A 19,035-nucleotide genomic window follows, 5' to 3' on the forward strand; every position below is an offset into this window, starting at 1 on the left:
AGGAATGAAAGATGATTGTAATTTCTTGTTTACCTGTCATAGCTTTACTTTCACCGCTAATAGCAGGCATCATAGCATATCAAGCAGGAAAGATATCTGAAACTGCCCGAGACCTTATCTCAGTCTCAGCAGCCATCATCTCCTTTATTGTTATCGTGGCAATGGCTCCTACCATATTGGAGGGCAATACCATAGAATATATTTTCTCTTATAGTGCTGTCTCAACTTTACCCATGGCATTTAGGGTGGGCCCACTCCCTCTTTTTATAGGTTTGGTAATCTCTTTCGCTTGGATACTGTCTGCGGTCTACTCGCACAGGTACATGGAACATCTACATTCAAGAAACAGGTTCTCTCTCTTCATGTCTCTGACGCTCAGTGCGGTGATAGGCACCCTGTTCGCAAAAAACATGTTGGTGTTGTTCATATTCTTTGAGATAACGCTTTTTACGTCCTATGTGCTCGTCATCCATGAGGAAACACCTGAAGCCATGGCTGCAGGAAAGAAGTATCTGTTTTTGGGTCTTGCTACAGGCCTTGTCATGTTTGTTGGCATACTCCTCGTATACCTACAAGTCGGCACCTTGGATCTTGGCAAAAGAGGAATACTTGACGGAGTCCAGGGCAACATTCTTTATGTCATGCTCTTCACTCTTTTGGTTGGTGCTCTGTTCAAAGCTGGCATGTTCCCCCTTCATGTATGGTTGCCTTCTGCGCATCCCATAGCGCCGTCTCCGGCTAGTGCGGTACTATCTGGTGTGGTGGTCAAAGAGGGTTGCTATGTCATGATAAGAATCCTGTATGATATATTTGGCGTGAATCTGCTGAAGACTATGTTGGTGAGCAATTGGTTGATTTTACTTGGCGGGTTATCCATATTCTTCGGGTCAGCGATGGCAATCAGACAACACGACCTGAAAACGATGCTAGCTTATTCGACTGTCAGCAAGGTGGGTTACATCTTTCTGGGTGCAGCTTTGCTGACGCCAGCAGGCCTGCAGGGGGCGATGGTACACATCTTCCATCACTTGATGGCTAAAAGCGCCTTGTTCCTCTGTGCTGGTGCTTTTATATATAAGGCAGGTATCAGGGACATCGATCATCTGGCTGGGATAGGAAAGAAAATGCCGATTACGATGATGGTATTTACGATAGCTGCCTGCTCGATGATAGGGGTACCTCCACTAGTGGGTTTCGCTAGCAAGTGGTATATCGTCCTTGGTGCCCTTGAAGCAGGAAGACCAGTTGCCATTGGATTCGGGTTAGTCTTGATGCTGAGCAGTTTGATGAACGCAATCTATTTTATACCGATAATCATCAACGCCTTCTTCACCAAGGAGTCTGAGCACGGTGAACACAAAGAAGTAAGGCCTGATGATGTTCCGCTATCCATGGCGGTGCCCATGGTGCTACTGGCGATAGGAATCATTGTATTTGGAGTAATTTCAGCTACAACCTCTGTGGTCATAATAAAACCAACGGTTAATGCGATGATAGGAGTGTGAGGGAGCATCACATGGAATTATATTCAATAAAACCCATTCTTGCTGTAGTAATCCCATTTATATGTGCTCTTTTGATCGCCGTAACGGGCGAAAAGAATAGGAATTTGAGAGAGTTTTGGACTCTTGCTGCGTCTGTTCTTGGATGCATGATAGTCGTATCGATGTTTCCGCATATTTATAATGGGGGAAAATACGTCTTCACCATAACCCAAATCGTGCCGGGTGTAGAACTTGGCTTCAGGGTGGATGCTTTTGGTATGTTCTTCGCGTTTTTATCCTCTTTTCTATGGATCGTAACCTCTGTTTATTCCATAGGTTATATGAGGGCTCTAAAAGAGCATGCACAAACCAGATACTATTTTTGTTTTGCTGCATGCATTGCCTCTGCAGTGGGCATAGCGTTGGCAGGCAATCTCGTCACCTTATTTGTATTCTATGAGATATTGACGATGTCTGCCTTTCCACTGGTCATGCACGAGGAAACGTCAGATGCGTTGGAGGCCGGGAAGAAGTATTTGGCATATACGCTGAGTGGGGGTGCACTTGTCCTTTTTGGGGTGGCCATAACGTTTACTCTAACAGGCACTCTCACCTTCGCCAGCCATGGATTCTTGGCAGGTCACGGCTCTGAGCAAATATTAAAGATGCTATTTGTGATATTTATCATGGGATTTGGCGTCAAGTCGGCTATCATACCTTTACACTCTTGGTTGCCTAGCGCTATGGTTGCGCCTACACCAGTAAGCGCATTACTGCATGCCGTAGCAGTGGTTAACGCTGGCATATTCGGAATTGTGCGAGTAGTGACCAACGTCTATGGCATAGAGCTAGTGGCAGATCTCGGATTTTTACTGCCACTCGCAATAGTGGCCTCGATCACAATCATCTTTGGATCAATTTTTGCATTAGCGCAGGACAATCTCAAACGGATGCTGGCATATTCTACCGTAAGCCAACTATCCTATATCATATTGGGCGCCGCATTGTTGAGTCCTAGCTCCCTCTCAGGGGGAGTTGCTCACATTGCTCATCAAGGGTTCATGAAGATTACACTATTCTTCTGTGCAGGCGCTATACTTGTTCAAACCGGCAAAAAGAATATGAGCGAGATGCACGGCATTGGTCGCAGGATGCCCCTAACGATGATTGGGTTCACCATAGGGGCGCTTGGAATGATAGGTGCACCCCCGATTTGCGGGTTCATATCTAAATGGTATCTTGGTCTGGGGGCTCTGGAAGCAGGGCATCCCATATTCATCGCAGTGCTAATGGCTAGTACACTGCTGAATACGGCATACTTCATACCACCGATATATAATGCCTTCTTCAAAGAGCCGGAGGGCGATCTGATCGAGAGCAAGGAAGCATCTTGGTGGCTGTTGGGTCCGATATTGCTATGTGCGTTAATCTCTTTGATATTTGGCATGGTGTCGATGGTGCCCTATACGCCTTTGCAACTGGCTCGGACTTTCTTGGGGGTATAAAAGGGTCTTTAATCTCACTATAAAACTTAAGAAGGGTTTCACATGCACAAAAAAGAGTCGATTCATCAGAAACGTGATTTGGAATCTAATTGGAGGACATGATATGGGATACTTGGATGATCCAGAGAACATAAAGAAGCTGAAAAAGGTGTTCTTTACCTGTCTTGCAATCCTAGTTCTTATTGATTTTATCGTTCCTAAGCATCCTCATTTTTCATTGGAAAGGATTCCAGCATTTTATGCGATATATGGGTTTGTGGCATGTGTAAGCCTTGTTTTTATGGCAAAACTATTGCGCAAATTCATTAAAAGGAAGGAGGATTATTATGATTACTAGTGTTCCGCCAGCAGCAATATTTATCATCGGTGCATTTCTCATCCCATTTCTAAAAGGAAAGCTAAAAACAGCCTATTTGTTGCTCCTACCTATTATTGCCATCATAAATCTTCTTAATCTGTCGGAAGGCACAAGCTGGATAGTCGGTTTCTTAGATTATAATCTCATATTTTGCAGAGTTGATAAACTAAGTATGGTTTTCGGATACATTTTCGTTATAATGGGCTTTTTGGGCACTCTCTATGGCATTCATGTAAAGGAGGGGGGACATCATTTAGCCGTCTTCTTATACGTCGGGAGCTCTCTTGGCGTTGTCTTTTCTGGTGACCTCTTCTCTTTATTCATATTCTGGGAGATTATGGCTTTTGCTTCTACTTTCCTTATCTGGTATAAAAAGGATAAGAGGGCATTAAAGGCGGGGTTGAGATATCTCTTAGTACATACGTTTGGTGGTACATGTCTATTGGCTGGTATTATGATGTACCTTTATACCACAGGGTCCCTTGAATTCAGTTTTATAGGCATTAATGGAATCGCCTCCAGACTAATCTTTCTTGGTTTTATTATTAATGCAGCAATTCCGCCACTACATGCATGGCTTCCAGATGCCTATCCTGAGTCAACTGTTACAGGTACAGTAATTTTGAGCATCTTTACCACCAAGACCGCAGTGTATGTTTTGGCGAGAGCTTTCCCAGGCACTGAGATTCTGATATTTCTGGGGGCAATAATGACGGTATTCCCCATTTTCTATGCCGTCATTGAGAATGACACGAGGAGGGTACTTGCCTATAGTCTCATCGAGCAAGTTGGATTCATGATAGTAGGTATAGGTATAGGTACGGAGCTATCTCTGAATGGTGCCGTTTCTCACGCCTTCTGCAATATTCTTTTTGAGGGTCTTCTTTTCATGTGTACGGGGGCTGTGCTCTATGTGACGGGAACAAGCAAGTGCACAGAGCTTGGCGGACTATATAGGACTATGCCCATAACCCTTATGTTATGTCTTGTAGGCGCTGCCTCAATCTCTGCGTTCCCCCTCTTTACGGGTTTTGTAAGTAAGTCAATGGTTATCCAGGCAGCCGCTGATGGGCATATGTTCATCATATGGCTGGCTTTATTATTTGCCTCGGCTGGTGTCTTCCACTATGCTGGTATCAAAATCCCCTATTTCATATTTTTTGCCGAGGACTCTGGTAAAAGACCAGATGAGCCACCATTTAATATGCTCCTTTCTATGGGAATTGTTGCCTTTTTATGCATTCTTATTGGCATATTTCCTGGTGTACTTTATCGGATTCTTCCATATCCAGTTGATTTTGTTCCCTACACGTCAGGTCATGTTCTGAGTCAACTCCAGCTACTGTTCTTCGCTGGTTTGGCATTTCTGTTCCTCATAACATATGGTTTCTATCCTAAGGAAGAAAGGTCTACTAATCTCGATACAGACTGGTTCTATAGGAAAGCTGGAAGGGGTTTCATGTGGTTCTGCAATCATCCTGCTGCGAAATTTAACATGTGGATAGATCAGGCTTTCTTAAAAGGAGCAAGGGGTTTTATATGGTTCTGCAGAAATCCAATCCCAACGCTTGGCCTGTGGATGGACACGGCATTCGTAATGTTTTACAATGGCTTTATCTGGTTCTCTGAGAATCCAGTTTCAATACTTGTTAGTGGGTTTTATGGTGGACTTCATCTAGCTTTTGCAATGGTTTCAAAGGGCTTACTCAAGATCTCCAGTGCAATTGAAAAGGCAAGAGATAGGGCCGAGAAACAAAGAGTATTCTATAAGGAACTAATTGAGCATGGACCCCCCGGTGGAGACGCTAGAAGCATCAGCTCTGACCTATTCATAGCATTTATAGTATTTGCAGTATTTCTTGTATATCTGGCTATAAGGTATTTCCTATGATTCGATATGGGTATACAGCATAACAACGGCACCCACTATCTCACCTATCTGTATCTTGCCGTCTGCGAATGCAGTAAATATTGCATCAGTTGCATGTCTTTTGAGTGCTACTGGCTTAGCAAATTTCTCTCCCACACCGACGACTTTACCAAGTGGGTTTTGTATATACGAACAAGGAACAGCCAGCCACTCAGGAGGAATCGTGAAGGGCTTTATTTTGATATAATGTACATCGCCCTTCTTGACCTCTATATTTTCATCTGCGAAAACATATTCAACCTTTCCGACCATGTCCGATAGCTTGAAGTCGAAGCTCCTTTCTGGTTTTTTACTCCTCAATAAGTCCACGATATTTTTCATACATCATACTTCCATGATTTCTTTTATCCTCATCAGATTACAGAAGTTCGACCTTTCCATTTCGTCCAGCTTCATGCTGATGTATCTTGCAGCATCCTCCAGCTGCGGTATGAGCACATGTTCCAGTGCATTTACCCTTCTTCGGGTCTTACCTATCTCGAGCGCCAACAGCTCGACCGATTTCTGTATCTCTGCAAGCCGAATCATATCCACCAATGCCTCGTCAAAGAGCTCCAGTGAATGATCCAGCTCGCTTGTGGTGCTGACCAAGCTGTATGCACTATTCCTTTCTTTTTCAATCTGCGTCTTTATCTTAGGCACGTTCACGCCCATGATGTTCTGATAAGAGATGGCAAGTAGGGACTCTTTTTTTGGGTAAAAGATTGCCCCCTCAATCTCCTCAACGCTCATCATCGCCCTCGTCAGTAGAAAGCTCCTATGTGCCATATTGAGCTTACTATCAACACGTCTTCTTGTCTCCATACTTTCGTTTACAATGCTCAAAAACTGCTTCATGAGTCCGTCTCGTTTGTCTTTCAGCAGTTTGTGGCCTCTCTTCGCTATTTTTATCCTCTTTTTTATGTTGAGGAGTTCCATCCTTGTTGCTTTGACGTTGATCATCCTTCAACCTTCAATTAAACAAATGTTCATTATTAATCAGGTACTATAAGCCTTTCGCATGTATTTTTCGATATGCTCTGGTCTAACTCTCTTCAGCTCAGTCTCAGGAAGGGCGGCCATCAATTCCCAACCAATGTCCAGGGTTTTTCCTATGCTTCTGTCCTCATTTTTCCCTTGGGATATGAACTTTCGTTCAAAAGTCTCTGCGAAATCAAGGAAGTTCTTATCGACATCTGTCAATGCCGCTTCCCCTAAGATTATCGCCAGCTCTCTGACCTCCTTTCCTCTGGCATAGGCTGCATAGAGCTGGTTTAGGACGCCAGCGTGATCCTCTCTTGTCTTGCCCTCTCCGATTCCCTTGTCTTTGAGCCTTGATAAAGACGGCAAAACATCGATTGGGGGGTAGATTCCCTTTCGATGCAGCTCTCTGCTCAAAAATATTTGACCTTCGGTGATATAGCCAGTCAGATCCGGGATCGGGTGCGTTATATCATCCTCAGGCATGCTCAATATCGGAATTTGCGTTATTGAGCCTTTTTTACCTTTAACTCTCCCAGCTCGCTCATATATTGTCGCCAGGTCTGTGTACATGTAGCCCGGGTACCCTCTCCGCCCCGGAATCTCTTTTCGTGATGCTGAGACTTCTCTAAGCGCTTCGCAGTAATTTGTCATATCGGTCATGATGACAAGTATGTGCATATCATGCTCAAATGCCAAATATTCGGCAGCAGTCAGTGCAATTCTGGGAGTTGCAATCCGCTCTATTACTGGGTCATCAGCCAGGTTCATGAACAAAACCGCTTTCTCTATTGCACCAGTGCGGCGAAAATCAGATATGAAATAATTTGCCTCCTCGAAAGTAATGCCCATCGCAGCGAATATGACTGCAAACTCCTCTTCCTCTCGAATTAGCTTTGCTTGCCTGGCAATTTGGGCCCCTATGTCCGCATGGGGCAATCCTGCTCCAGAGAAGAGGGGCAGTTTCTGCCCCCTGATCAAGGGATTCATGCCATCTATTGCAGATATCCCGGTCTGGATGAAATCGAGTGGATAGTTCCTTGAGTAGGGATTGATCGGATTTCCGCCAATGTCGATTCTGTCCTCTGGCACTATTTTTGGTCCACCATCTATTGGATCTCCGAAACCATCAAAGATCCTTCCAGTGATGTCCAATGATAACGGCAATTCGATCCCCTTGCCGAGGAATCTGACCCTGCTGGTGGAAACGTCTATTCCACTGGTGCCCTCGAAAACTTGCAACAATGCCTTGTCGCTGGCTATCTCAAGAACCTTTCCTCGCCTTACCTCGCCGGTGGGAGTTTCTATCTCCACCAGTTCATCATACTTCACACCTTCCACGCCCTCAACGAACATGAGGGGTCCCGTAATTTCGGAAATCGTCAGATAATCTTTGAGCATTCTAATCACCTAACTTTGTGAATTGAGCCTTCATTCCATCCTCTATTTTGCCAAAAGTGATCTTGAATTCATCCTCGGGCACAAATCTTGCTTTTACTATGTCCCCCCGAATGGGTAGGGCTAGGATATCTTTTAGCTGGATGCCGTCATCAAGTGCCTTCATCGCCAACCCATGGAAATTCAGGATGAGTTTTAAGAGCGCATATTGCTTCTTGGCGGAAGAATACGTATCTATTTCATGGTATGCATTTTGATAGAGGAAATCCTCCCTTATCGATTTTGTGGTCTCCAAAAGAAGCCTATCCTTGGAAGAGAGAGACTCCACCCCTACCAGACGGACTATTTCCTCCAACTCCGACTCCTTTTGCAAGAGTTCCATGGCAGCATCCCTCATGCTGCGCCAATCATCCCCAACGTTGCTACGCCACCAATTTTCTACGTCATCTAGGTAGAGCGAGTAGCTAAGAAGCCAGTGAATGGCAGGAAAGTGTCTTCTATATGCTAAGGGGGCGTCCAGTGCCCAGAAAACCTTGGTTATACGGAGCGTTGCTTGTGTTACCGGCTCGGAGAAATCGCCCCCTGGGGGAGATACTGCCCCTATTACCGTTAATGAGCCCTCTCTCTTTTCTGATCCGAGGGTTATCACCCTGCCAGCTCTTTCATAGAACATTGCTGCTCTAGACGATAAATAGGCAGGATAACCTTCTTCGCCGGGCATTTCCTCCAATCTACCGGAGATCTCTCTTAGGGCTTCTGCCCATCTCGAGGTGGAGTCAGCCATCAAAGAGACGTTATATCCCATGTCCCTATAATATTCTGCTAACGTTATTCCAGTGTAGACGCTTGCCTCCCTCGCCGCGAATGGCATATTTGACGTATTGGCAACCAGAATGGTCCTATCCATCAGCGGAAGGCCTGAGCGAGGATCTTTGAGCTCTGGGAACTCCAGCAAAACCTCTGCCATTTCATTCCCCCTTTCACCGCATCCGATGAAAACGATGATGTCGGTGTCGCTCCACTTCGATAATTGGTGCTGAACGACGGTTTTTCCCGAGCCGAACGGGCCAGGCACGCAGGCTGTGCCACCCTTCGCGATGGGAAAGAACGTATCTAAAATCCTCTGACCGGTTATCATGGGTATTTCTGGGTGGAGCTTCTCTTTGGAAGGTCTAGGAATGCGAACCGGCCACCGCTGAAGCATCGTTACCTCCTTGGGGCCATCTTTCGTTTTGATCTTCGCAATGACGTCTTCAACTTTCGCTGGTCCCTCGTAAATATCGATTACCTCTCCCTCTAAACCAACTGGAACCATTACCCTGTGCTCCACTAGCTCAGTCTCCTTTACCACTCCCAGGATATCCCCTTGGGTTACTCTGCTTCCCTCCTTCAACTTAGGCTGAAAGTTCCATTCTTTTTTTCTATCAACTGCATCTGCCGAGATACCCCTTGTCATATAGTCACCTGCAATGCTGCTTATGACGTTCAATGGGCGCTGAATGCCATCGTATATCGCTCCCATTAGTCCTGGTGCCAGCTCGACGCTCAGCGGTTGACCCGTGGGAAAAACAGGCTCCCCGGGGCCTATGCCGGAGGTCTCCTCATATACCTGGATAGTTGACTTATCTTTTCGAAGCTCTATGATCTCCCCCACCAACTCTTTCTCTCCGACCTTCACGACATCGTACATCTTTTCATTGCTCAGCCCTTCTGCGATAACGACTGGGCCTGAGACCTTTATTATCTTCCCCATTTACTCACCTTTTTTAGACAATATATCAGTGCCGACCGCTTTTTCAACCGTTTTCCTAAGCTGTTCAATTCCAAATCCCGTGATTCCCTTCTTGTCTGGAATCTCAATGATGATGGGCATTTCTATGCCTGAGATTTGCTCATCTAGATTTTTAGCAAAATATTCTGAGATGAATATGATGCCAAAATTCTCGTCACATGCTTTACTCAGCATGTTTGAAGCCTCCTCAACATCTTTGGCCCCATAGGTGACCACCCCTAACGCCTTGAAACATAAGATTTCATCCTTATCGCCTATGATGCCTATTTTATACATACCCCTCACGAACCATTTTTTTTATCTGTTCACTTGGAATTTCATTCAATTTTCCAATCAGTATCGTCCTGATCAGTTTTACCTCGTTTTCCTTTGCGATGATGTATCCAGCCAGGGGCTCCAGACCGAATGTTATATATTTAGCTTTTTTCACACGCTCTGTTATGAAGTCGTCAAACAATTTTTCAAACCAAAGCAAAGACCCCTCTTTTTTATAGTGCTCAGCCCCAGCAGCTATGATCTCGCCATATTCTGATTTGCAGAGCTCGCTTACCATGGCATCCAATGTTCCGTCATAAATCTTAAGCAGAACATCTTTGGGTAAACTGCCCCTCTCTAAAAGGGCATATCCCAGGAATTTTTTGCTCTTACCGAGCTTCTTCGACCTGATCAACATTTTTATATTAGCCAGATCGACATGCATCTGTAGCAGTTTTAGCAAAAACTCGCTCTTAGAAGCAAACTCAAACATCAGATTAAACATTTCGACATCTAAACCCGCATCAATTACCTGTGGATCTTTTGAAATGTTAAACTCATTCAGCACCCTTTCGATCGCTCTTGCATAGCCTTCTGGTAATTTCTTTGGGATCTCAGCAAGGTCTTCTTTCATCAGCTCAGGAACCACGTCTGCGATCGCTCCGAGATCGATCATCTCTGCTCTCTGGTCACTCAATTTGGATTTGAGCAATACCTTTAGATTATGGAAATCGTACTTGAGCGTGAACAGGTCTACAAGTTCTGGATCAGGGTAGAATCTCTTGGCAATCGCATATTTCCTCTTTAGCTCCCTGTATAAAGTCTCCTCAAACTCCTCGGCACTTTTGGCCTCTGCAATCATGTCTCCATATTCTGTTTCGCTCAATATGCGTAAAACGGCCTCTGCATCCTCAGCCTCGATCATCTTCTCTATCTTGTCTCCATCGAGGAGCTTCGTTTCTAATGCCCTGACCCTTCCTACTGAGTAGGCATATTTGCTGACCGCTTTGGCTTCCATACATCTTCACCGAATAATATTCTCGCTATTTCTGCCTCCCTCGCATCTCTTTGCGTTTTTATGAGGGCATCAAAGGAGTTGTTGAATTCAATCCTCCCTTTTCTGAGCACAAAACCGCCAGAGATGTCTCTGGTATCTTTGGATAACGTTAATTTCACTTTTTTACCTTTCAGGGCTAATTCTTTTTCAACATCTTTGAGAAACTTATTGCTCACTCTTTTTTTATCATTTGGGGAAAGAATTACCTCAACATCCCCCTCTGGCATGTCCACTGAGAGAAACATCCCCTTTACGATCGCCAGATACTCCCCATCATCCAGTCCACTTAGCCTATTCACTGCCTCAACAAATGCCTCCTCTGTCATATCGTGCCTCGCCGCTAGTAAGCTTTTTCTCGCCTCTAGCCTAGCTAATGCAAGGATTCTTTTCTTTTTCGATTCAGCCTCTGATTCGGCTTTTTCTTTGGACTCCTTTTTGATTTGCTTAGCTTTATCCTCTGCCTCATCGACGATTGGCTTGACTTTTTTTTCAGCCTCTTCCACTATTTTTTTGGCTCTCTCGTTCGCATCAGCGAGGATCTTCTGTTTTATCTCTTCGATGCCCAACCTATAACACCCCTCTGAGCAGTAGAATCGAAGCTAGCAAGCCAAAAACTGCGAATGTTTCCACCATGGCAGCAAATATGATCGCTTTTCCAACTTCTTCTGGTCTCTTTGCGATCAGGCTAACACCAGCAGCTGCAACCATTCCTTGTGCAGGCGCTGAAAGGCCACCTGCTATTGCTACCGGTAAACACGCAAAAAGTATGGCTAACCCCTGCGCTGCTCCAACTGGTTGCAATCCCGAGAGCAGTCCGATGCCCATTATCACAAGGAAGCCTGTTAACAAGCCATATATGCCCTGCGTTCCTGGAAGCGCTTGTAGGAGCAGGATCATACCAAATTTTTCTGGGGACTCCGTTGCCACACCAGCGCCTGCCTGTCCTACTATGCGCGTTCCTATTGCTGAGCCAGTCCCAGGCAGAGCTACTGCCAAGGCGGCACCCAATGTCGCTAAAGCTAAACCCAATCCTATCTCTACCATTCTTTATACCTCCTCTATTTCGACATATTTCGTACTAACTCTAAAGGGTGAAAACCTTTTCCCACCACCTTCATAAAACTTGCTGAAAAACTCCACGTAGTTCAGCCTACAAGTATGAATAAATGCGCCTAGTGTGCTTACGAGCAAATTAAAAAGATGACCAACTATGAGCACTATCGCTGCAATAAGGACGCCGATAAGAGGTATGCCTCTTGTCATTAATGCCATATTGTTGAAGACCATGGCGATTACCCCTGTAGCCAATCCAAGTGCCATGAGCCTTGAGTATGACAGCACATCGCCAAGATACCCAACCATCCCATAGAGGCTTGCCAGCCCGAAAACTAGTTTTTTCACCATCCCCTTTTGAGACCGACCATGCGTTAGAACGAGGGTCATCGCACCCAATCCAGCCACACCATAGGGTATTTTGCCGAGGGATATGATATTCATCTCTGCCAAAATTATGAGCACCAATCCACTTAAGAGAGTGAACCATGTGAGTTGGTCAAAGACTGCATCTTTGATGTTCCCCCTTCGTATGTTATTATACATCTTCGCCCCTATGCCGACGAAGATGTGGGTTATACCCAAAATTAGAGCGAATATCAGCATCGTCATCGGATCGTCTACAGGGTTTACCCATAGTGCTGGCATTTTCAATAAATCTCCAAACCAACTTCCACCCAATACTCCGAAGAAGACGCTGGAAATACCGCAGATTGCCAACAACCTCAGAAATTTTTTACCTGTGGGCCCCATGACATATTTTTTCGTCATTAGTATTGATAATATTGAGAGCATAATCCCGTAGCAAGCATCAGATAGACATACGCCAAAGAATACGATGAAAAAAGCTGTCACGAGTGGTGTGGGATCCATCTCGCTGTATTTTGGCAGACTATACATATCTATGATGGCCTCAAACGGATCTGCTAGGGTTGTATTTTCTAGAGCGATCGGGGGATTTTCACCATCTTCCGGATCTCTCGTAAATATCTCTACGGTATTTGATACGCTTTTCAGCAGGTTTCTTAAGGTCTCTATGTTTTTCTCCTTGATCCATCCCTCTATCAGGAATGATGTCTCAGTTTTTGCAAAGTTCTTTATTATCTCTTCTCGTTCTCTATCGATATGGATGTGGTCATACATTGCCAAAAGACCGGACTTATGCCTGAGCAGGTCTGAGATCTCAGCTTTGATGTCTCCTTTTTCTTTCTCGATAATCGACAGCTCTTCATTTATTCTTGCTTGAACCTCTGAAGGCGTTCCGGTTAGTTCTGGAAATGTCACTCTAGCAAAATCATATTTTCTCATTGCTTGAGTGACCTCCTCCTCTTTGTCCTTCATATAGATTGCAAGGATGTGGTACCCCTCCTCACTTTCCGACACAGCTTTGAGGTATGTTTCAGGTGCCAATTCTGTGAGGTCCTCCCTCATTTCCTCAAAAGCATTTACGGTCCCAAGCACTATGTTTGTCTTTTCCGTTCTCCCCATCTCTTCCAAGGGAATATCTAAGCCGGTCCAACCTGAAAGCTGATCTAATGTGCACAAAAGCTTATTTTTCTCATTTTTCAGCTCATTTAGCCTGCGTTCTAAGCTATTACATCTATCGCATATTTTTTTATACTCAGAAAAATCGCCAGCTCTCTCAAATTCTGTCCTTTTCATGGGCGTCTTTGAGCTAAAAAAACCATCGATGAAGCCCTTACCAGTTTCTTCAAAATTGGAAAGGAAATCTATTGCATGATCCAGCTCCAAGAGTTTTTGGTCCAACTCTCGAAGTTCTGGCTCTCTCCCCTCTTTTAACAGTAATCTCCAGTCAGTAGTAGCCAGTCTTTCACGTAGGTCGGTGACCTCTATGAGCCCAACTTTTTGTAGCTCGCTGACGATCTTTTCTTTCTGGGATTCATGCGAAATAATATGGATTCTTTTAATATCGGCTACTGGCATTAGGTTACCATCCTACTGACGATTAGGTTGACCGCTTTATCCATGTTTTCTTGGGCAACATGCTTTATGGCTTTGATATCCTTTTCATTATCCCTATTTATGGCAAGGGATTCCTCTCTTGCCTCCTCCTCTGCCTTGTTAATTATGGAAGTGTACTCTTTCTTAGCCTCTCCTTCAGCTTTTTCAAGAATTTTACTGGCTTTGAGTCTGGCATGTGACAAGATGCCCTCTGCCTCAAGTTGAGCCTGTTTTATAACTTCGTCCGCCTTTAGCTCAGATGCCCTTATTTCTTGTATTATCTTGATGGTCATATCCCTTCCCACTGAATAAAACAGTTTAGGACTTAAAACTTTTTATCACCTCTTGAGGCTTGGCTTCACAATCACAAAAAGGCATAAAGAATAAGTGGTAATATGTCTCAATAGAAGACGATTCCGATGGCAGACAAACTTAAGGTAGAGGACTATATGACCCAAGACGTCATTACAGTATCTCCAGAAGATACTATTGCGGAAGTCATAGATCTCATTCATAAAACAGACCATGATGGCTTCCCAGTAGTCAAAAATGGCAAAGTAGAGGGGTATATAGCTTCGATGGACCTTTTATCTTCAGATCAGGCAGATCAGGTGTCAAAGGTCATGTCAAAAGACCTCGTGGTGGCACATCCAGACATGTATCTGACAGATGCAGCAAGAGTGATGTTCAGAAAGGGCGTTTCAAAGTTGATGGTTGTCAACGATGATGGGTACTTGGAAGGCATTCTTTCTAATGCGGATGTCATACGTTCCCAGATAGAGAGAGCGGACCCTCAAAAAGTGTGGAAGCTCAAAAAGACATTAGAAATCATTCACGATATAAAGGTAAGCGTGAAACACGATAAGGTTCTCATCGACCAACTTGTTCCAACGCAGCCAAAAATACATTTGGATGAACTGGAGGGTAGGATCTATGAACTAAAAAGAGGGCTGACGGAACCCATAGTAGTTATCAAAAAACCAAATAAAATGCTGCTTGTGGATGGACACCATCGGGTCATCGCGGCAAAAAGACTTGGTATAGATGCGATGGATGCATACATAATCGTAATGGAAAAGAACGTGCCCCTTGGAATGGAGAGAACCGCCAAAGATGCCGGTCTCCTTTCTTTGGATGATGTCAAAATATTGAATTATTGATTGAAGAGCCAAGGTTTTTATATCCTTTTTTTCAATATCTTAGCATGATGCATACCCTCATAATCTGTATTGATAGGGATGATGACATAGGACATAAAGTTGGAATCAAGGGTCCAGTTGTGGGTAGAGCTGATAATCTTGATGCTGCAACTAGGTTAGCATTATATGACCCAGAGGATTCTGATACCAACACCATCTTTGGTGCAATCCAGATTTATGATAAACTCAAGGCAGAGGGGGTTGATGTTGAGATCGTATCCATTTGCGGTGATCAGGATATTGGAGTAAAGTCGGATACGTTCATAGCGGACCAGCTTGATGAACTCTCAAATAAATATGGTGTAAAAAATGCAATCGTCGTGACAGACGGAGCCGAGGACGAATTTGTGCTCCCTCTCATCGAATCCAGGTTCAAGGTTGACTCGGTGCGTAGAGTTGTAGTCAAACAGAGCCAGAATCTGGAGAGCATTTATTACATCATCAAGGAGTTGTTCAGTGACCCCAAGATCTCCAGACCTTTTTTCATACCCCTTGGGCTCGCCTGTCTCATCTATGCCATTTCGGTGTTTGCAGGATATCCCCAAGGGGCTATCATAGCCATCCTGGCTTTTGTCGGAGTTTATCTGCTATTTAGGGGGTTTGGGCTGGAGGATATAATAGAGGATTTCACAGAAAATTTGAAACGGTCTTTCTATGGGGGGAGAATTTCGTTTGTTACCTATGTAGCTGCAGCGATCCTTGTCTTCATAGGCATCACCCAAGGACTGGCCAAATGTTGGGAGCTTGAATCTCAAGGGTTGTTGCTCGTCGTAATTTTCATCAATGCCTCAGTCTGGTGGTTTGTAGCCAGCGGGCTTCTCTCTTGGGTGGGGAGGATCATCGATTCATACCTAAGCAAAGAACGAGTCGGGCGATATTGGGTTCTACCATTTTTCCTATCAGCGGCAGGCGTGACTCTTTGGGGTGGATCTGCCTGTGCCTTATTGCTCAACCAGGGATTTCGCTCTGCTGCAATTCAATACCTTATGATCTCTATAGTTGGTGCAGTGATTATAGCCTTCATCGGAGTTGGACTATCTGCATACATAAGAATGCTGGAAGGCAAACAATCTCCAACCTAATTTTTGATCTCATGTACTGCCTTGGCAGGCATTTTAAGGCTATTTCCAAAAATTTATGGGATTCCTTGATATAACATAACAATAACTACAGAGACATTATAACCCTGTTCATCTTTGGGGGCATCTAACCTAATAGAACGAATGTAACATTACATTGCCCAAGAGCGGGCTGAGCAGAAACCTCTTTTATTTTATCTATCGACTCCGCGACCTTTCTGTTTTCCGTATAATTCTTGCACTCTCCGCACGGAATCTACATCTTCCACTGATTTATCGCTTCTTATGCTGATCAGTCTTGGGAACCTAAGGGCAAAACCTGATTCGTAATTCTGGCTTTTCTGAATCTCCTCATAGGCTATTTCAAACACAATTTCTGGTTTGATATCGATTTCTTTTCCGATTTCTGATATTATAAGCTCCTTAAAAAGCTCGGTTAGTTCTGCTAGTTTTTCATCGGTAATTCCAGTTCCGACCCTCCCTATGCCGAGAAGCTCATTTGTGTCCTCATCCCTGCAAGCCAACGAATATGAGCCGATGAGGTTTGCCCTTCTGCCTTCCCCCCACCCAGCCCCTATCACAGCTAGATCTAATGTCTCCATTACTGGTTTTATTTTCAACCAATTTTTTCCTCTCTTGCCAGGAGTGTATGTTGATTTGGGGTTTTTGATCATCACGCCCTCGTGTCCAGCAGACAGTGCCTCTTGATAAATGCTCTCGATGACAGCGAGATCACTTGTGATGGTCTGCGGCGCTACGATGATCTTTGATGAGTGTTTCGTTTTTAGGCTACCCTCGAGGACTTTGCGCCTTTCGCTCAAAGTAAAATCGATCAAACCTTTGCCATCGTACAAAACATCAAATAAGCTCAGTAGAAATGGGATTTCCTTTGCCATTTGCTCCACGTCATATTTTCTTCTAAATCTCCTCAAAATATCCTGAAAAGGTCTCGGTTTACCATCTTCGCCTATTGCGATCACTTCCCCATCGAGAATGGCTCGTTTAAAGGTCACATCCTTTTTGATCAAATTCACAATGTCTGGTAGGGATTTGGTGATGTTTTCCAACTTCCTGGAGTATAGCTGTATCTCATCATCCATTTTATGAATCTGCATACGTGCCCCATCGTATTTCCATTCTATGGCAGCTTCACCCATTTCTTCTATTGCCGCCTCTTTGCTCTCGGCCACTTGCGCCAGCATCATCTTGACTGGCCGACCGGGTTTTATGTCCAAGCACTCTAGCCCTTCCACTCCTTCTTTTGCGGTCACTGCAACCAGTCCGAAATCGTTTGTCAGCATATACCCTCTTTCCACTAAGCCAACAGGAATGCCAAACGCATTTGCGATTGCATCCCGAACGGTGCCTTCCCCCACCCCTATGCGTAACTCCTCTAAAACTAGTCGGGCTATATATCGTGCCTCCTTTGGCTTTGCAGAAATAAACAGCTCCGCTAGCATCCTAACTTTTCTTTTCTGAGACTTTTTGCCATCAAGTTGAGCAATGCTCTTGAAATTTCGGTAAACCTGCTTTACTGTCAACTCACCGGAGAAAAGTGGTTGCTGCACTCTTCTTGCACATAGGTCCTCGCAGGCCATGCCAACATCACCCTTCTGCCTGACGACCCCTTTGATCTCCCCCCTCTTAGTGCCCGTTGCCATGGCTATGGCATCGTAGAGAAGACTGGGGCCCATGCCAAGCTCTTCGGCACTCCACGCTGGGAAGATGCGACCCATGATGAAACGGGGCACGATATCTAGCTCATCCGTATCCTGCAAAAGTTGGGAAACTACTTTGGTTATCTCCAGATTGCTCGTAATGCTTTCAAGCTTCTCGCATATCTCAGCGAACTCGATAAATTTCATGATGAGAGACAATTAGGTCTCTAAGGGTATTATTCTTGCGATTGCGATAATCAAAGGCCCCATTACATCATGATTTTTTTTGGAAAGGTTGATTAGCATATATGATTTAAAATATTTAGGAAGTTTACATAAAGGGGAAAAGTAGATGGCAATTGGAATGGAAACATTAGTGCAAATCATATCTTCAGTGATTATAGCTGCCGCTACTGTAACCTATGCAACTTTAACTTATTTTCTACTACGTGAACAACGAACAGAAAGAAATAAGAAACGTTTTCAGGAAATTGCAGACGTTTTAATTCGTCCATTATTTGAGCAGTTAGATGCTCAGAAAGAGTACCTAAAAAAGGTGGAAGTCGAATGGTCACGGGCAATACTACATCAACCACCCTGTTTAATATATCCTCAGAAGCTCATTGGAGATTGGGACTTAGTAAATAGAAAAATGAAATTAGTTTATAGTGATTTTAAGGAAAAATCTCCAAAGATAACTGAAAAAATAGAAAAGCATGACGAAGCAATGGAAAAGTTGGAAGAAAGCCTGAATACACTTGCAGATAAAATTAAGTCATTACCGGATTTCGAAAAGAAGGTGTCAGAACAATTTGAGGAATACAAAAGAGTGACAAGCAGTTCAGATGCAAGTCATTTTGAACCAACGATTGAAAATTTAGTATATATCCTAGAATGTATCGTAAGTAATAAACAAGATTTAGGCGGGGATAGTGTCTATCGGATTAATGTCTATCAGGATTTCTGGAATCAGAACGGAAAAGAGTTACTTGAGATAAGGGAAAGGCCAGAAATTAAAAATTATACCATTGCTGTTGAAACGAGCTGTAAAAAGTTACTTGAATTGACTGATGAGATTTTAGGAGACTTAGAGGGTGTTTGTAAGACATATAATAATAAATACGGAATCAGCTACGAAACAATGGAGGATAGACCCAAGCTAGAAGACTTAGCATGAAAAAATACTTAAAAAAGGAGAAGTAGTTTGGTGCTAAATAGAAAATCAAACATCTTCTTTACGTCATCCTACCAAGCTCACACTTATTAGTGACCCATCATATGGGAGAAGTGACCCATCGTATAGGAGAACAAAGATCGTCTATGATGATTTTAAGAAACAATCTCC

The 19,035-nt window shown here is 44.1% G+C and carries 18 protein-coding genes; 7 read left to right on the forward strand and 11 right to left on the reverse strand.

What is annotated here, in order from left to right:
- The first annotated feature begins 11 nt into the window (after positions 1–11).
- From PHI74_02220 to PHI74_02235, 4 genes are all read left to right on the forward strand, one after another.
- Entirely contained in the window at positions 12–1,505 is a 1,494-nt protein-coding gene (locus PHI74_02220) for a proton-conducting transporter membrane subunit (protein ID MDD5484830.1), read from the forward strand.
- An 11-nt stretch (positions 1,506–1,516) separates the two neighbouring features.
- Complete coding sequence (locus PHI74_02225) at positions 1,517–2,989, forward strand: monovalent cation/H+ antiporter subunit D family protein (GenBank protein ID MDD5484831.1); 1,473 nt, start codon at positions 1,517–1,519, stop codon at positions 2,987–2,989.
- Positions 2,990–3,092: 103 nt separating this feature from the next.
- On the forward strand, positions 3,093–3,326 hold the full coding sequence (locus PHI74_02230) for a hypothetical protein (protein MDD5484832.1): 234 nt from the start codon (positions 3,093–3,095) through the stop codon (positions 3,324–3,326).
- Positions 3,316–5,238: a Na(+)/H(+) antiporter subunit D gene (locus PHI74_02235; GenBank protein MDD5484833.1), complete on the forward strand. Its 1,923-nt coding sequence runs from the start codon at positions 3,316–3,318 to the stop codon at positions 5,236–5,238. Before PHI74_02230 ends, PHI74_02235 begins: the two co-directional genes overlap by 11 nt.
- Here the strand turns inward: PHI74_02235 and PHI74_02240 are convergent.
- The 10 genes from PHI74_02240 to ahaH are packed head-to-tail and all read right to left on the reverse strand — an operon-like array spanning position 5,233 to position 14,047.
- Entirely contained in the window at positions 5,233–5,598 is a 366-nt protein-coding gene (locus tag PHI74_02240; protein MDD5484834.1) for a DUF22 domain-containing protein, read from the reverse strand. The genes PHI74_02235 and PHI74_02240 overlap by 6 nt on opposite strands.
- Positions 5,599–5,601: 3 nt before the next feature.
- Positions 5,602–6,219 carry a V-type ATP synthase subunit D gene (locus PHI74_02245; protein MDD5484835.1) on the reverse strand — a complete coding sequence of 206 codons (618 nt, stop codon included), beginning with the start codon at positions 6,217–6,219 and terminating at the stop codon, positions 5,602–5,604.
- 36 nt (positions 6,220–6,255) lie between these two features.
- Positions 6,256–7,638: a V-type ATP synthase subunit B gene (locus tag PHI74_02250; protein ID MDD5484836.1), complete on the reverse strand. Its 1,383-nt coding sequence runs from the start codon at positions 7,636–7,638 to the stop codon at positions 6,256–6,258.
- 1 nt (position 7,639) lies between these two features.
- Complete coding sequence (locus PHI74_02255; protein ID MDD5484837.1) at positions 7,640–9,388, reverse strand: V-type ATP synthase subunit A; 1,749 nt, start codon at positions 9,386–9,388, stop codon at positions 7,640–7,642.
- Complete coding sequence (locus PHI74_02260) at positions 9,389–9,703, reverse strand: V-type ATP synthase subunit F (protein MDD5484838.1); 315 nt, start codon at positions 9,701–9,703, stop codon at positions 9,389–9,391.
- Positions 9,696–10,700 (reverse strand): V-type ATP synthase subunit C, encoded by a 1,005-nt coding sequence (locus PHI74_02265; protein MDD5484839.1) that lies wholly within the window; start codon positions 10,698–10,700, stop codon positions 9,696–9,698. The genes PHI74_02260 and PHI74_02265 overlap by 8 nt, the downstream gene beginning before the upstream one ends.
- Positions 10,661–11,305 carry a V-type ATP synthase subunit E family protein gene (locus PHI74_02270; GenBank protein ID MDD5484840.1) on the reverse strand — a complete coding sequence of 215 codons (645 nt, stop codon included), beginning with the start codon at positions 11,303–11,305 and terminating at the stop codon, positions 10,661–10,663. Before PHI74_02270 ends, PHI74_02265 begins: the two co-directional genes overlap by 40 nt.
- A 1-nt stretch (position 11,306) precedes the next feature.
- Positions 11,307–11,783 (reverse strand): V-type ATP synthase subunit K, encoded by a 477-nt coding sequence (locus PHI74_02275; protein ID MDD5484841.1) that lies wholly within the window; start codon positions 11,781–11,783, stop codon positions 11,307–11,309.
- 3 nt (positions 11,784–11,786) lie between these two features.
- Positions 11,787–13,736, reverse strand: coding sequence for a V-type ATP synthase subunit I (locus tag PHI74_02280; protein MDD5484842.1), 1,950 nt, complete (start codon positions 13,734–13,736; stop codon positions 11,787–11,789).
- Complete coding sequence (gene ahaH / locus PHI74_02285) at positions 13,736–14,047, reverse strand: ATP synthase archaeal subunit H (GenBank protein MDD5484843.1); 312 nt, start codon at positions 14,045–14,047, stop codon at positions 13,736–13,738. The genes PHI74_02280 and ahaH overlap by 1 nt, the downstream gene beginning before the upstream one ends.
- A gap of 126 nt (positions 14,048–14,173) precedes the next feature.
- Here ahaH and PHI74_02290 point away from each other — a divergent pair, with 126 nt between their 5' ends.
- Together PHI74_02290 and PHI74_02295 are read left to right on the forward strand one after the other, a co-directional pair.
- Positions 14,174–14,914: a CBS domain-containing protein gene (locus PHI74_02290; GenBank protein MDD5484844.1), complete on the forward strand. Its 741-nt coding sequence runs from the start codon at positions 14,174–14,176 to the stop codon at positions 14,912–14,914.
- 47 nt (positions 14,915–14,961) lie between these two features.
- Positions 14,962–16,035: a DUF373 family protein gene (locus PHI74_02295; protein MDD5484845.1), complete on the forward strand. Its 1,074-nt coding sequence runs from the start codon at positions 14,962–14,964 to the stop codon at positions 16,033–16,035.
- 191 nt (positions 16,036–16,226) lie between these two features.
- Here PHI74_02295 and PHI74_02300 read toward each other — a convergent pair whose 3' ends face one another.
- Complete coding sequence (locus PHI74_02300) at positions 16,227–17,897, reverse strand: ATP-dependent DNA ligase (protein MDD5484846.1); 1,671 nt, start codon at positions 17,895–17,897, stop codon at positions 16,227–16,229.
- A gap of 145 nt (positions 17,898–18,042) precedes the next feature.
- On the opposite strand from PHI74_02300, the gene PHI74_02305 reads away from it, so the two are divergent.
- Positions 18,043–18,867 carry a hypothetical protein gene (locus tag PHI74_02305; protein ID MDD5484847.1) on the forward strand — a complete coding sequence of 275 codons (825 nt, stop codon included), beginning with the start codon at positions 18,043–18,045 and terminating at the stop codon, positions 18,865–18,867.
- Positions 18,868–19,035 lie beyond the last annotated feature (168 nt).

The sequence above is a fragment of the Methanocellales archaeon genome, from assembly GCA_028715985.1.
Lineage (GTDB): Archaea > Halobacteriota > UBA148 > UBA148 > UBA148 > UBA148.

Excerpts from the sequence above, each read along its gene's own strand:
- PHI74_02220 (MDD5484830.1), top strand. The coding sequence starts at position 12 with ATGATTGTAATTTCTTGTTTACCTGTCATAGCTTTACTTTCACCGCTA.
- PHI74_02225 (MDD5484831.1), top strand. The coding sequence starts at position 1,517 with ATGGAATTATATTCAATAAAACCCATTCTTGCTGTAGTAATCCCATTT.
- PHI74_02230 (MDD5484832.1), top strand. The coding sequence starts at position 3,093 with ATGGGATACTTGGATGATCCAGAGAACATAAAGAAGCTGAAAAAGGTG.
- PHI74_02235 (MDD5484833.1), top strand. The coding sequence starts at position 3,316 with ATGATTACTAGTGTTCCGCCAGCAGCAATATTTATCATCGGTGCATTT.
- PHI74_02240 (MDD5484834.1), bottom strand. The coding sequence starts at position 5,598 with ATGAAAAATATCGTGGACTTATTGAGGAGTAAAAAACCAGAAAGGAGC.
- PHI74_02245 (MDD5484835.1), bottom strand. The coding sequence starts at position 6,219 with ATGATCAACGTCAAAGCAACAAGGATGGAACTCCTCAACATAAAAAAG.
- PHI74_02250 (MDD5484836.1), bottom strand. The coding sequence starts at position 7,638 with ATGCTCAAAGATTATCTGACGATTTCCGAAATTACGGGACCCCTCATG.
- PHI74_02255 (MDD5484837.1), bottom strand. The coding sequence starts at position 9,388 with ATGGGGAAGATAATAAAGGTCTCAGGCCCAGTCGTTATCGCAGAAGGG.
- PHI74_02260 (MDD5484838.1), bottom strand. The coding sequence starts at position 9,703 with ATGTATAAAATAGGCATCATAGGCGATAAGGATGAAATCTTATGTTTC.
- PHI74_02265 (MDD5484839.1), bottom strand. The coding sequence starts at position 10,700 with ATGGAAGCCAAAGCGGTCAGCAAATATGCCTACTCAGTAGGAAGGGTC.
- PHI74_02275 (MDD5484841.1), bottom strand. The coding sequence starts at position 11,783 with ATGGTAGAGATAGGATTGGGTTTAGCTTTAGCGACATTGGGTGCCGCC.
- PHI74_02280 (MDD5484842.1), bottom strand. The coding sequence starts at position 13,736 with ATGCCAGTAGCCGATATTAAAAGAATCCATATTATTTCGCATGAATCC.
- ahaH (MDD5484843.1), bottom strand. The coding sequence starts at position 14,047 with ATGACCATCAAGATAATACAAGAAATAAGGGCATCTGAGCTAAAGGCG.
- PHI74_02290 (MDD5484844.1), top strand. The coding sequence starts at position 14,174 with ATGGCAGACAAACTTAAGGTAGAGGACTATATGACCCAAGACGTCATT.
- PHI74_02295 (MDD5484845.1), top strand. The coding sequence starts at position 14,962 with ATGCATACCCTCATAATCTGTATTGATAGGGATGATGACATAGGACAT.
- PHI74_02300 (MDD5484846.1), bottom strand. The coding sequence starts at position 17,897 with ATGAAATTTATCGAGTTCGCTGAGATATGCGAGAAGCTTGAAAGCATT.
- PHI74_02305 (MDD5484847.1), top strand. The coding sequence starts at position 18,043 with ATGGCAATTGGAATGGAAACATTAGTGCAAATCATATCTTCAGTGATT.